This window comes from uncultured Campylobacter sp., from assembly GCF_905371695.1.
GTDB lineage: Bacteria > Campylobacterota > Campylobacteria > Campylobacterales > Campylobacteraceae > Campylobacter_A.
On record NZ_CAJPMA010000048.1, the window covers coordinates 1 to 12,402 of the forward strand.

At 44.0% G+C, this 12,402-nt stretch carries 16 protein-coding genes and 1 tRNA gene; 4 read left to right on the forward strand and 13 right to left on the reverse strand.

Annotation, left to right across the window (positions count from 1 at the left end; genetic code table 11):
* From QZ147_RS05470 to tupB, 5 genes are all read right to left on the reverse strand, one after another.
* The coding region (locus tag QZ147_RS05470; RefSeq protein WP_295147955.1) for a molybdopterin-dependent oxidoreductase at window positions 1-1,167 on the reverse strand (1,167 nt) is incomplete at its 3' end.
* A 47-nt stretch (window positions 1,168-1,214) separates the two neighbouring features.
* Window positions 1,215-1,391 carry a twin-arginine translocation signal domain-containing protein gene (locus QZ147_RS05475; protein ID WP_009496297.1) on the reverse strand — a complete coding sequence of 59 codons (177 nt, stop codon included), beginning with the start codon at window positions 1,389-1,391 and terminating at the stop codon, window positions 1,215-1,217.
* Window positions 1,378-2,103 carry a molecular chaperone TorD family protein gene (locus QZ147_RS05480; RefSeq protein WP_295147926.1) on the reverse strand — a complete coding sequence of 242 codons (726 nt, stop codon included), beginning with the start codon at window positions 2,101-2,103 and terminating at the stop codon, window positions 1,378-1,380. The genes QZ147_RS05475 and QZ147_RS05480 overlap by 14 nt, the downstream gene beginning before the upstream one ends.
* A 301-nt stretch (window positions 2,104-2,404) precedes the next feature.
* Window positions 2,405-3,358, reverse strand: a complete 954-nt coding sequence (gene tupC, locus QZ147_RS05485; protein ID WP_103579573.1) for a tungstate ABC transporter ATP-binding protein TupC — start codon at window positions 3,356-3,358, stop codon at window positions 2,405-2,407.
* A gap of 93 nt (window positions 3,359-3,451) precedes the next feature.
* The gene (tupB, locus tag QZ147_RS05490) at window positions 3,452-4,144 is read right to left on the reverse strand and encodes a tungstate ABC transporter permease TupB (RefSeq protein ID WP_103582478.1); all 693 of its coding nucleotides are present in this window, start codon (window positions 4,142-4,144) and stop codon (window positions 3,452-3,454) included.
* A 72-nt stretch (window positions 4,145-4,216) separates the two neighbouring features.
* On the opposite strand from tupB, the gene tupA reads away from it, so the two are divergent.
* Window positions 4,217-5,035 (forward strand): tungstate ABC transporter substrate-binding protein TupA, encoded by an 819-nt coding sequence (gene tupA / locus QZ147_RS05495; protein ID WP_295147932.1) that lies wholly within the window; start codon window positions 4,217-4,219, stop codon window positions 5,033-5,035.
* Window positions 5,036-5,233: 198 nt separating this feature from the next.
* On the opposite strand, the gene QZ147_RS05500 is transcribed toward tupA, so the two are convergent.
* The 4 genes from QZ147_RS05500 to fdhD all read right to left on the reverse strand — a co-directional run bounded on the left by QZ147_RS05500 (window position 5,234) and on the right by fdhD (window position 8,488).
* Complete coding sequence (locus QZ147_RS05500) at window positions 5,234-6,559, reverse strand: aminotransferase class V-fold PLP-dependent enzyme (RefSeq protein ID WP_103579570.1); 1,326 nt, start codon at window positions 6,557-6,559, stop codon at window positions 5,234-5,236.
* Between the two features lie 183 nt (window positions 6,560-6,742).
* Entirely contained in the window at window positions 6,743-6,931 is a 189-nt protein-coding gene (locus QZ147_RS05505) for a hypothetical protein (RefSeq protein ID WP_002951016.1), read from the reverse strand.
* Window positions 6,922-7,713, reverse strand: a complete 792-nt coding sequence (locus QZ147_RS05510; protein ID WP_103579569.1) for a LysR family transcriptional regulator — start codon at window positions 7,711-7,713, stop codon at window positions 6,922-6,924. The genes QZ147_RS05505 and QZ147_RS05510 overlap by 10 nt, the downstream gene beginning before the upstream one ends.
* Window positions 7,706-8,488: a formate dehydrogenase accessory sulfurtransferase FdhD gene (gene fdhD, locus QZ147_RS05515; protein ID WP_295147941.1), complete on the reverse strand. Its 783-nt coding sequence runs from the start codon at window positions 8,486-8,488 to the stop codon at window positions 7,706-7,708. The genes QZ147_RS05510 and fdhD overlap by 8 nt, the downstream gene beginning before the upstream one ends.
* A gap of 399 nt (window positions 8,489-8,887) precedes the next feature.
* Here fdhD and QZ147_RS05520 point away from each other — a divergent pair, with 399 nt between their 5' ends.
* From QZ147_RS05520 to QZ147_RS05530, 3 genes are read left to right on the forward strand one after another with little or no spacing between them, the layout of a single operon-like run.
* The gene (locus QZ147_RS05520; protein WP_295147944.1) at window positions 8,888-10,165 is read left to right on the forward strand and encodes a type I restriction enzyme endonuclease domain-containing protein; all 1,278 of its coding nucleotides are present in this window, start codon (window positions 8,888-8,890) and stop codon (window positions 10,163-10,165) included.
* On the forward strand, window positions 10,155-10,301 hold the full coding sequence (locus tag QZ147_RS05525; protein ID WP_258033381.1) for a M48 family metallopeptidase: 147 nt from the start codon (window positions 10,155-10,157) through the stop codon (window positions 10,299-10,301). Before QZ147_RS05520 ends, QZ147_RS05525 begins: the two co-directional genes overlap by 11 nt.
* Entirely contained in the window at window positions 10,301-10,813 is a 513-nt protein-coding gene (locus tag QZ147_RS05530) for a SprT family zinc-dependent metalloprotease (RefSeq protein ID WP_258033380.1), read from the forward strand. The genes QZ147_RS05525 and QZ147_RS05530 overlap by 1 nt, the downstream gene beginning before the upstream one ends.
* Before the next feature lie 112 nt (window positions 10,814-10,925).
* On the opposite strand, the gene QZ147_RS05535 is transcribed toward QZ147_RS05530, so the two are convergent.
* From QZ147_RS05535 to QZ147_RS05550, 4 genes are all read right to left on the reverse strand, one after another.
* Window positions 10,926-11,002: transfer RNA gene (locus QZ147_RS05535), tRNA-Ile, on the reverse strand.
* Between the two features lie 124 nt (window positions 11,003-11,126).
* Complete coding sequence (gene ppa, locus QZ147_RS05540; RefSeq protein WP_103579567.1) at window positions 11,127-11,645, reverse strand: inorganic diphosphatase; 519 nt, start codon at window positions 11,643-11,645, stop codon at window positions 11,127-11,129.
* A gap of 70 nt (window positions 11,646-11,715) precedes the next feature.
* Entirely contained in the window at window positions 11,716-12,051 is a 336-nt protein-coding gene (locus QZ147_RS05545) for a NirD/YgiW/YdeI family stress tolerance protein (protein WP_103579566.1), read from the reverse strand.
* 71 nt (window positions 12,052-12,122) lie between these two features.
* On the reverse strand, window positions 12,123-12,402 hold a 280-nt coding region (locus tag QZ147_RS05550; protein WP_295147953.1), incomplete at its 5' end, for a hypothetical protein.

The window sequence follows — 12,402 nt, forward strand, 5'->3', positions numbered from 1 at the left end:
CGGCAAATTCGCCATATCCGTCGCGCCTTGAACGTTGTCGTGACCGCGCAGAATATTACAGCCGCCGCCCGATACGCCCATATTTCCTAGCACTAGTTGCAGGATCGGAGCGATACGAGTGTTTGAGCTGCCTATGGTGTGCTGAGTTAGACCCATCGCCCAAACGACCGATCCCGGGCGATTTTTGGCGTAAACTTCGGTTATCTCAAGAAGCGTCTCTTTTTTGATCCCGCAAACATCGGCCACGACTTCGGGCGTCCATTTGGCAGCCTCTTCACGGATCAGATCCATACCGTAGACGCGGTCGTTTATAAATTCCTTATCTTCCCAGCCGTTTTGAAAGATGATATTCATCATGCCGTACATAAAAGGTATATCCGTGCCGGTGCGAATTTGAGCAAAATAATCAGCCTTAGCCGCAGTTCTCGTGTATCTTGGATCGATCACGATTAGCTTTGCGCCGTTATTTTCCTTCGCTTTTAGAAAATGTCTAAAGCCGACCGGGTGATTTACCGCCGGATTTGCACCCACTATAAAGATAGATTTCGCGTTTTGGATATCTCCAAGGTGATTGGTCATAGCTCCGTAACCCCAAGTATTCGCCACACCGGCGACTGTAGAGCTGTGTCAAAGACGTGCTTGGTGATCTAGGTTATTAGTCCCGAACATCGCTACGAATTTGCTTATATAATAGCTTTGTTCGTTGCAATCTTTTGCAGAGCCTAGAAACATTACTTGCTCTGGATTTTTTTCGCGATACGCTTTTAGTTTGGCACCGATTTCATCAAGAGCCTCTTTGTAGCTGATGCGTTTCCATTTACCGCCTACTTTTTTCATCGGGTATTTTACGCGGCAGTGAGAGCGCACCATATCGATGACGTCACTGCCCTTACAGCAGTGGCCGCCAGCGCTTACCGGGTGATCTTGGGCTACTTCTTGGCGTACCCAAACGCCGTTTTCTACCTCGGCGCGCACTCCGCATCCAACGGAGCAAACCGTACAAACGGTTTTTATGATTTTAGAGTTTGGAAACGGATTTGCCATTTCTTCTTTTGTGGCGCTTCTAGTTACGCCGCTAGCGGCCAGCCCGCTCATGCCGCCCGCTACGCCTGCTAGCGCGGCCATTTTTAAAAACGATCTTCGCCCGACTGCGTTTGAGTGGGGCATAAGACGTAAATTTGCCTCAGACATATTCATCCTTTCTTAAATTTTATTTATTTCGCTTGTTCGTAGTATAGATCCCAGTTTTTGCTTCTTTTGTAGAGCACTTCGGTCTTTTTGCTTTTACCGTATTTTAGGTTTGACGCCGCTGCCGTCGCTACTCCGGCCGTAGCCGCTACCGCGCCGACTAGCCCCGCCTTTTTTAAAAATTCTCGCCTATTTTTTTGCATTTTCTTCCTCCATAGCTTTTAGCTTTCTCACTCTGTTTTTTTGTCTTCTTATGGCTTCGGATCTTGAAACTCCGTCCAAAGTCTTTTTGTTTTCGCCTTGATTTATAGGGCGCGGCGCACTTAAAACTACGCGCTCAAACTCTATAAATCCTTGCAAAAGCACTGCGACATCTTTATAAATTTCGCTGCTTTCGTGGTTAAAAAGATTCTCTATAAACTCGTCGATGTTTGGGTTTATGATCTCTTTAAAAAGCTGCTCCTCAAGCTCGCCGTATAGCTCCAGCTCGCTCTCTCGCGCGATAAATTCGCTCATTAGCGCAAACACGAAACCCACGTTGTCTTCGTTTTCTTTAAATTTAGCCTCGTCGCGCCTAATGTCTGTGCGGGCTAAAATTTTACGCACTTTTGCGCAGGCGTGTCCGACCTCGTAGCCCTCGTCGTAGTAGGACAGCGAGTTTCTAAGCGGACTTGGCAGAGCGTGGAAAATTTCATCGAATTCATCCACTAAATTTTGCGAATTTTTCTCGTCGAATTTTGCCTGTATGCGCATTATCGCGGCGGCCGATTCCTCGTTTAGAGCGTGCGCCGAGGCAAGGCCTAGCATCGCGTTTACGCCGCTAAATCTATCGGCTTCTTGGCTAAAAACGAAAAAACGCGAAAATAGCGAGTAGTAAAGCCTACGTCCCGCCGCAAATTCGCCCTTGCTAGTCATCGCCTTCCTTTATCATTTTTGTCTATTTTTTGAGATTTTTCTCGATTGTGAAACTATACTACTTTTTGACTTATTTCTTATACTTAAAAAAAAATAAATCAAAAAAATTAATATACGCTTAAATGTGCCTTAATTGCATATTACTTGTAGCGAATTTTAAGGGATAAAAGAAATATGAAATTTACGCATATATCTTACATTTACGCTTCATTTTGATATTTACTTTTAACTCGGCTATTTTAACGGGCGTTAAACGAGTCTAAATTTAAAATTTGAAGCGAAATTTGCAAAATTTCAGGGCTCACTCAAGCCCCAAAAACGCTTCCTCGTCAAATTTAAAATAAATATTTTCGCCGACGTTAAAATTTTGCGAATTAGGCGCCATGGTTTTTATCAAAAAGTCGCCAATTTTGATTTTTACCAAAAGATCTTTGCCAAGATAAAGCGAAACCGAGTGCAAGATACCTTCAAGATAGCCTTCTATCGGCGCTTTGCTTAGCATGATTTTGTTTGGATTTACGGCGATCTTTACGGCGTTACGTAAATTTTGCGGCAAATTTATGCTCGCATTTTCGTCAAATTTTAAAACTCCGTCCCGCGCGTCAAATATATTTTTGTACTCGAATTCGCACACGCGACCTTTGTGCAAAAAGACGTTTTCTTCGGCGACCGCGCTTAGCCATTTGTCGTCGTGGCTAGCGATCACAAAGCCGCAGCCGTATCTTTGCCGCATATAAAGCACCGCCTTGCCAAACAGCTTTGAGGTGCCCACGTCCACGCTATTTGTCGGCTCATCGAGTAGATAAAGCCGCGATCTAAGCGCCAAATTTAACGCAAAGCTAACGCGCTGCGTCTGCCCCGAGCTAAGCTCAAAGTGGCGCTTGTTTAAAAAGCTCTCGTCAAGCCCGACTAAATTTAACACCTCGCTCGCCCTTTCGTTAAATTCCGCTAGCACTCCGCGGCTTTTTAAAACGGCTCTAAAATTTTCCCTCACGGAGCGTTTTAAAAGCGCGGGCTCTGGCAACAAAACGCTAACGTCGCGCAGTAAATTTAGACTCGGCGCGCTGCTTCCCCACAGCCGCACCTCGCCGCTAGTGGGCTTTTGTAAAAACGACATTACTCGCATTAGCGTGCTTTTGCCGCTACCGTTGCTACCAGTTAGCGCGGTGATTTTGGTGACGTCGATATCAAGGCGCGGGATGTTTAAAATCTCGCTCGCGCCGTAGTTTAGGCGTAAATTTCTAACGTTTATCACTTTGCGCCTTTCTCGTTAAATTTACGAAAAGACTCAAGTTTGACGCGCCTAGCGCGCTTTTTGCGAGCGTAAATTTTTCAAATTTGTCAAATTTCATCGGTCAAGCCTTTTTAGCGCGTGTATCGCCAAATTTACGGCAAACGCGATAAAGATGAGCACCAAAGCCAGCGCGATACCCATGGCAAACTCGCCTTTGTTCGTCTCCAGCGACACTGCAGTCGTGATCGTGCGGGTAAAATATTTGATATTTCCGCCGATCATCATCGCCACGCCGACCTCGGCCACGATACGCCCGTACGCCGTCGCTACGACCACCATCAGAGCATACCTTAGCTCGTAAAGCACGCAGCCCACTAGCCGCGGCGCGCTCAGGCGTAAATTTAGGATGGTTAGATAGTGTTTTTTGTCCATATTTTCCACGACGCTAGCGCTTAGCGAGATGATGATAGGTAGTGCTAGCACAAACTGCCCCAGCATCACGGCCTTTAGCGTAAAAAGCAGCCCAAACTCGCCAAACGGGCCGTTTCGCGTGATAAATGCATACAAAATAAGTCCGATCGCAACGGTGGGCATCGCAAGCGCCGTATCGCTGAGCAGTCTCAAAATCCTGCGCCCTTTAAAATCGTAAAATCCCAGCGTAAAGCCTAGCGGAAAACCGACTAAAATCGTAAAAAATATCGAAACGCTCGAAGTGTAAAGCGTCGCCCTGATCGCCGAATACGTTTCCTCATCGCCGCTAAAAAGCAGCCTAAAGGCCTCTAAGAATCCGTTTAGTAGAAAGTCCAAATATTATTTCTCCGTATGTTTATATGGTTAATTTAATATGCTATAATAGCATACTTTTAAAAAAGGAGAAAAATGAAAAAAGTAATATTAGGCTCGCTAATCGCGAGCGTTTTGGCGTTTGCGGGCGATAGCGAACTCATCATGGCTACCACCACCAGCACCGATAACACGGGGCTACTAGACGCGATCTACCCTGCGTATAAGGCAAAAACCGGCGTCGATATCAAATGGACCGCCGTAGGCACGGGCGCTGCTTTAAAACTTGGCGAAAACTGCGATGCGGACATACTTTTCGTGCATTCGCCAAAAGTTGAGAAAGAATTCGTAGAAAAAGGCTTTGGCGTCGAGAGAAAAGCCGTAATGTACAATGATTTCGTCGTTATCGCCGATAAATCTATCGCCGATAAATTTAAAGGCAAAGACATAAAAGAGAGCTTTGAGCTGATCAAAAAAGAGAATATCAAATTTTACTCTCGCGGCGATAAATCAGGCACTGACAACAAAGAAAAAGGTATCTGGAAAAAAATCATCGGCGAAGTGCCTGAAAAAGACAGCTGGTATATGCAAACCGGCCAAGGCATGCTAGCTACCATCAACGCTGCAGCCGAGCAAAAGGGCGTGACGTTCACCGACCGCGGCACCTACATCAAGTACGAGGACACCAAAAAAGGCGCGCCTGAGATGGTCATCATCAACGAGGGCGACAACGACCTAAAGAACTTCTACTCGCTAATCGCGGTAAATCCGAAGCACTGCGCTAAGGCCGACATCGAAAACGCAAATAAATTTATAGAGTGGGCGACGAGCGAAGAGGGTCAGAAATTTATCGGCAACTTTAAGCTGCTAGATAAGCCGCTTTTCACGCCTGACGCGAATACTCGCAAAAACTAATTTTATTTACGCGCAAATTTGAGTCGAATTTATGGCTTAAATTTGCGTGATTCGGGCGCGCTTTGCGCCCTTTTTCTTTCTTAAATTTACTCTTTTTAGTTTTTAAATTTAATCAAATTTGACCGCCCAAACCCGTATCTTTACGGCGTAAAATTTCAAATTTAACCTTTTCGCGAGCCGAATTTAACCCGCTTAAATTTAAATTTTCCCGCCAAACATCTCATACATCGCCTTTTCCTCGCCCCAAAGCTCGCGGTGTTTTTTGATGCAGGATTTTATCGCGCCCGTGAGATATAGCACGTCCTGCTCGGTGTGCGTGTAGTGCAGGCTCACGCGCACAAAGCCGGGCTTGCTTTCCGGCATACGCCCCTCCTTGATACCCAGCAGATCGTGAGCGTACGGCCCCGCGCACATCACGCCCGCGCGCGTCTGGATACCGAAGTCATTGCTAAGGCTCGCGGCGAAATCATACGCCGAGACGCCGCGCACGTTAAAGGAAATTATCGGTAGTCGCGGCGCGCCCTTTGGAGCGTAGTTTATGACCTCGTCAATGCCTGCTAGCTCGCTCTCAAAAAGCCGCGCTAGCTCGTCCTCGGCGTTTTTTATTTGCTCGAAGCCCACCTCGTTTCGCAGCGCGTATGCCAAATTTGCCCGCATAAGCCCGATAATAGGCGGCGTACCGCCTTCCTCTAGCTGCTCGGGATTTTTCAAAAATACGTGCCCTTCGCGGCTAGCGTAGGCAACCGTCCCGCCCGCGGCAAAGGTAGGCACATCGCTATTAAGTAGCTCCTTTTTGATCGCCAAAAGCCCGCAGCTAGCAGGTCCGCCGAGTAACTTATGCGGCGAGAGGAAAATCGCGTCGAAATAGTCGCAGTCTAAATTTGCGTGCGAGCTCAGTGCCGCGCAGTCAAAGGCCACGATACCGCCCGCAGCTCTGATTAGCTCGCTAATCTTTTTGTAGTCGCTAACGACGCCCGTGACGTTTGAGGCGGCGCTAAACGAGCCGATGATGCGGCGTGTTGCGTTAAGCTTTAGGATGCGCTCGAGTGCTAGCAGATCGATCTCGCCGGACTCGCTAAGAGGCACGCGCAGGTAGTCACAAAGCCCCTCGCGAAAGCTAAGCTCGTTTGAATGGTGTTCGTATGGCGAAACCAGCACGAGCGGAAGCTGCGCAGCGCGTAAATTTGCCTCGCCGATCGCGCTTCTGGTTGCAGGTGGCAGGTAGATGCCAAGCAGCTCCTGAAATTTCTTGATCGCTGCCGTCGCACCCTGCCCACAGGCGATGAGATAAAACCGCTCGTCAAGGCCTAGCAGCTTTTTTAGGCTCTCTCGCGCACCCTCGTAGCGCCGCTGCGTGATGATGGCGCTCGAGCTACTGTCGGAGTGTGTGTTGGCGTAGGTTTTGAGAACATCTGCTATCTCGCGCTCTACGGGCTCATAAGCAAGCCCGGAAGCCGCGAAATCAAAATAATGCACGCCCGGTTTTAGGATGATATTTTTTCTTATTTCGTCTAAATTTGCCATTTTTTACTCTTTAAATTTGATACAGTAATTATAGTAAATTTTCGCAAATTTCGGGCTTTTGCTGTGGAAATGATTTAGTAAATTTGGAGGTTAAATTTGAACAAGCTAAATTTAACCGCAAAGCGGCAAATTTAACTTGATAAAGCACAGAAGCGCGAGCCACAGAGGCTCACGACCATTTTATTATTTGTTTATAAAATTTTTCTCTAGCCACTCGATGGCTTTTGCCTCGGTTTCGAAGCGTCCGCTTTTAGCGACCTGATTTTGCCCCTCGTAGAAGCGAATCCTGATACCGTCTTGGACGCTATCTACCTTTATTCTAGTGATCTTGTCTTTGTTTAGATAGACCCTATCGTTTAGTTTTACGTACATTTTTTCTCCCTTAAATTGATTTTTTTATCTTTTTTGTCGTCTTTAGTTGCGTCATTTTTTTCGCCGTCTTTTTTCAAGAACAACTCCTTAAAGCGCTTATCCGCAAAATCCTCGATGTCGTTTTGAAGCTGCCTATAGGCGTTTATGAGCTCATGCGCGCGCTCGTTTAGCGTCGTACCGGCATTTTCGCCGCCGCCTTGCCTAGTCGTAAAAAGCTCCTCTTTTAGATTTTTTTGCAAAATTTGCAGATGAGTCCAGCATTTTTTATAGTTCATTCCTAGGATTTCGGCGGCCTTTGAGATCGAGCCGACCTCGGCGATGACGTCTAGGACTTCGGTTTTGCCCTTACCGAATATCAGCTCGCCCTCGTCGTTTTCTATCCAAGTTTTGGTTTTTACTCTCATCTTTTTTCCTTTTTTCTCCTTAAAACACCTCAGCTGGCAGTATTTTACGTCGATTTTATAGTCTTTTAGCGTCGAGCGGATCGTCTTTAGTCCCACGCCCCCAGCCGCGTCTCTAGCGTCTTTGCACAGTATCCTGCCCTTTTCGTCAGTCAGCTGTTTTAGCTGCGTCATCACGGTGTATTTGCCGCGCCCGTTTTCTAGCCCGCCAAACTGCCCCAGCTCGCAGTTGTCGATCTTTACGCCCATTTTCTCGGCCTCGTCGCTAACCTCGCCGATCTCTACGCCTAGCTTTGCGGCGATCTTAAACGCCGAGCCGCAGTCTAGCCTGCCCTTTGGATTTAACAGTTTTGTTATCAGTTCGCGGATTTGCTCACTCATAGATTCTCTCTGCGCCGCTATACACGTTTATGTTTTCGCCGCGAGCAAAGCCGCACAGCGTTAGGTTAAATTTACGCGCTATCACGACGCCAAGACTAGTCGGAGCCGTACGTGAGACGAGCACTGGGATGCCGTGCATGACGGCTTTTGCGACCATTTCGGAGCTGAGCCTGCCGCTTACCATCAAAAACGAATTTTGCAGCTGCGCGCCGGCTAGTATAGCTTTGCCGACGGCTTTGTCTATGGTGTTATGCTGAGCGATATCCTCGCCGATGTAAAACTGCTCTCCGTTCACGAAAAGCTTAGCCGTATGCACGCAGCCCGTTATCTCGTAAAGCTCGCACTGCGTGTAAAACTGCCCCATCTGGCGCAAAATTTCGTCTTTGTGAAATTTTACGTCGGCCTTTATAGCGCGCGCCGCCATAGCCTCAGGATCGATGTTTGCCGTCGAGCTACGTCCGCAGCCGCTGATTATTACCTTTTCCTCGTCAAACTGCTCGAGGCGCTTTTCGTTGATTTTAGCCTTTACCCGCACGCTTAAAGCGTCGTTTGAAAGCTCTATGCTCTCGATATCCTCAGGGCTTGCGATCAAATTTTCGCTGATTAGGTAGCCAGCAGCTAGAGCCTCCTGATCGGTCGGAGTCGCCATAAGCGCGCCGAAACGCTTGCTGTTTATGTAGATCTCAAGCTTGATCTCGCGCACCAAAATATCATCAACGGCGCTTTTTTGCGCGCCTTTAAATTTGGTGATTTGCGTCGTAAAAATAGGTTGCATGATTTTCCTTAATTTTTGCGAAATGATAGCTTGAAAATCTAAATTTAAGATTTGATTGTAGTGAAATCTTGCTTAAATCAAGCAAAAACTTAAACGCTTTTTAGCACGTTTTTATCGGTGTTTGATGATGATTTATATATGCAAATTTAGCATATATCTTAAGATATTTTTGACCACGATTTTATCATTATCTATTATTTGCATAAGAAATGAAGGAATAATAAAAAATAGCATAAGGCTAGAACGAGATCGCACATAACTTGCCGCATATGTAGGTTAAATCTTGAAAAATCATAAATATAATTTGCGGCCTGACGTAAGACCGAGAAGGAAATTTATATTATAGAGTCGAGTCAAAAAACTAATTTTGTCAAGCCGTATTTTACTGTTATATAGCCCGTGTATGACTCAAACACGCCGACCGTATATAAAAAGCCCTTAAAATTTATTTACGGCGACGAGATAGACTTGCTCATCGTCGTGGATAAGCTTTTAACAGGCTTTGACGTGCCAAGAGCAAGTACGCTTTATATAGATAAACAGCTAAAAGAGCATAATTTGCTCCAAGCCATAGCTAGAGTAAATAGGCTTTATGACGGGAAAGATTATGGCTATATTATTGACTATAGAGGGCTTCTTGGCGAGCTTGATCAGGCGCTTACTAGCTATGCGTCGCTAAGTGGCTTTGACCCAGAAGATATAACTGGAGCCGTGATAGACGTAAGAAGCGAGATAATAAAGGCTAAGACTTACTATACTCATCTGGATGATCTTTTTAGCAGCGTGAAATTTAAAGACGATCTGGAAAGCTACGTGGCGGTTTTAGAGGACGTGCAAAAACGAGATGACTTTAAAGAGTGGCTATCACAGTTTGCAAGGGCGTTTAAACTAGCGCTTTCAAGTGAGAAAATTTATGACATATTAAGCGAAGAGGAGATCAAAGCTTATAAGCAGAGGGTTAAATTTTATAACGAGCTAAGAAAGGCTGTGCAACTAAGGTATCACGAGGCTTGCGACTTTGGAAAGTATGAAGCGCAGATGCAAAAGCTACTTGATACTTACGTAAATGCACAAGGGGTTAATGAGCTTACGAAACTCGTAAATATCTTTGAGACGGAATTTGACGATGAGGTGCAAAGGGTTGAGGGCAAAAATGCAAAGGCTGATACGATCATTAGCGCCATAAGCGCGGTGGTAAAAGAGAAAATGGACTCAAACCCGGCGTTTTATAAATCAATAGCGCAGCAGATACAAGATATCATCGACGAGTATAAAGCAAAAAGGCTAAGCGAGGAAGAAAAACTTGCCAAGGCAAAACTGCTAAAAGACCTTATAACTGGCGTTTTAAAGCCAAATGAAGACAGGTATCCAAAAGAATTTAATGGTAAAAAAATTTTATTTGCCATTTATGATAATTTGCTTGACATTTTGGGCGATGTGGAGCTTGTGGATGTTGAGGTGGTTGCTAAAAATTTGAGCGTGAAATTTTATGAAATTTACGAAGAGGCTTCAAAAAAACCAGAATGGCACAAAAATAAAGACGTAGAAAATGAGATAACAAGTCAGATGGAAGACGCTCTTTGGGAGATAGAGGACGAATACGGCGTTTCTATCGATGAGAAGGAGAAAATTTACCAAACTATCCGTGGAATAGAGATAAGCTTTTATGTTAAATGAGGTGAAAATCATCAAAAAAGAGGTGAAAAATATCACCTTAAAAGTTAGACCAAATGGTGAAGCGATCCTAACGGCGCCAAAAACGGCAAGCGATGAGCATATAAAATTTATCATAAAAAAAGAGCTAAATGGATAGTGCAAAAGCGCGCGTTTTTTTCCTCGTTTAAGACGAGTAAAAAAGAGTACGTAAGCGGCGAAGACTTTAAATATCTTGGGCGAAGTTATCGGCTAAAAGTGGTGCAGTCTAAAGAGGAGCGTGTAAAGCTACAAAGGGGCTATCTGGAGCTCTTTGTGAAAGATAAAAGCGACCTAGAGCGAAAAGAAAATTTAGTCTATGAGTGGTATCATGAAAAGGCGACGTTATATTTTTTTAATATCTTGCAAGAATTTAACAAGATAGTAAAACAAGATATCAAAAGCGTAAAGATAAGGCAGATGAAAACAAGATGGGGGAGTTGCAACCCATATAAATCATATATAAATTTAAACATAGAGCTTATCAAAAAGCCAAAAGCATGCATCGAGTACGCCATATTTCACGAGCTTGCTCACCTGCTGTATCCAAATCACTCAAAGAAATTTTATGACTATCTAACGCTTTATATGCCTGATTGGCAAAAACGCAAGGAAATTTTAGAAAGAGCTTAGAAAATTTGGCTTAAATTTTAGGCTATTAAACATTTTTTGTATTTTAAAAATATTTTAAAATCTAAGGAAAAGTGATGAAAAATTTTTGATTTTTTAGTGTTGATAAAGTAGGTGGTGGGTTCACCAGGACTCGAACCTGGGACCATCCGGTTATGAGCCGGATGCTCTAACCAACTGAGCTATGAACCCACAGTTGAAAGAAAACCGTATTATACAAGAAAAAGCTTATCTAAATATAAAAAACAGCCTTTTTTATGTTGTGCATAAAACGAGCAAATTTAAAAGAGAAAAGCCCTAAAATAGGGCTTTTAAATTATTTATAATTTTTTATCGCAGCGTCTAAAATCTCTTTTGCAGCATTTGCATCTTTAAATTCTTTCACTTTAACCCATTTGTTTGGCTCAAGAATTTTATAAGTTTCAAAGAAATTTTTGATCTTATTTAGTGTTGCAGTTGGCAAGTCTTCGTAGCTTTTTATCGCTTCATATCTTGGATCGATCTTTGTAACCGGCACAGCTAAAAGCTTCTCATCCATGCCTGCTTCATCCTCCATCACCAAAACGCCTATCAAGCGGCAAGGGATGACGCTACCAGCCTGGAGTGGATACTCGTTTAGCACCAAAATATCAGCTGGATCGCCGTCAGCTGCAAGTGTGTTTGGCACAAAGCCGTAGTTTGCTGGGTAGAACATCGCTGAGTAAAGCACGCGATCAACTACGACCGCACCGCTATCTTTGTCGATCTCGTATTTTATATTTGAGCCATAAGGTATTTCGATTACGGCATTGATTTTGTCTGGGTTTGAGCCAGCTTTGATCTTTGAAACGTCCATATATTCGTCCTTTTTATTAAAAATTTTGGTGATTTTAGTATTTTTTGCATTAAATACGCGTAAAATTTAACTACTTTACAACCTCTACGCTATCTACGTCGATTTCTGTTTTTGCGAAGTCTTTATCCACTTCGCCTCTTATCCTTAAAGGCGTATCTTCGTTGGCTTTTATGTCACCCCATTTTTTGTCGTCAATCTCAACAAAGATGACATCTCCATTTTTATCAACAAATTCATACTTATTTGATTTGATGTGTGACTTTATTTTGCCCTCAAGCACGACCTTTGCGTCATCATTTAACTTTAATGCCTCTTTTGCACTTATCGTTTCACTTGAGTGCTTTGATGTGAAGCCTCCAGCCATTGCAATGCTAGCAGATATTGCAGCGATTATAATTTTTTTCATTTTTATCCTTTAAAATTGGTTGTGAAATTTTAAGGGATAGTACATTTATGATATTAATAAAAGGTAAGTTTTTACATAAAATCTTTTGTAACAATCTTATAGATGTTTTTAGCGGTAATCGGTAGCGCTCTATCTGCGCTACCACCAAGAAAGCCATATCTAATCTCGACAGTAACATTAAATTTGGCCACCTCTTTACCATTTTGATTGACTAAATTTATGACTGCGAGAGTTTCAGATTTACCTGCACCACCTATGCCTAGGGTTAAGTGCCTAAGGATCCTAACTCCATTTTTTGTTATTTGTATATCGCATTTTATGATTAGGTCGTCACCGTATTGGTTTTTCTTT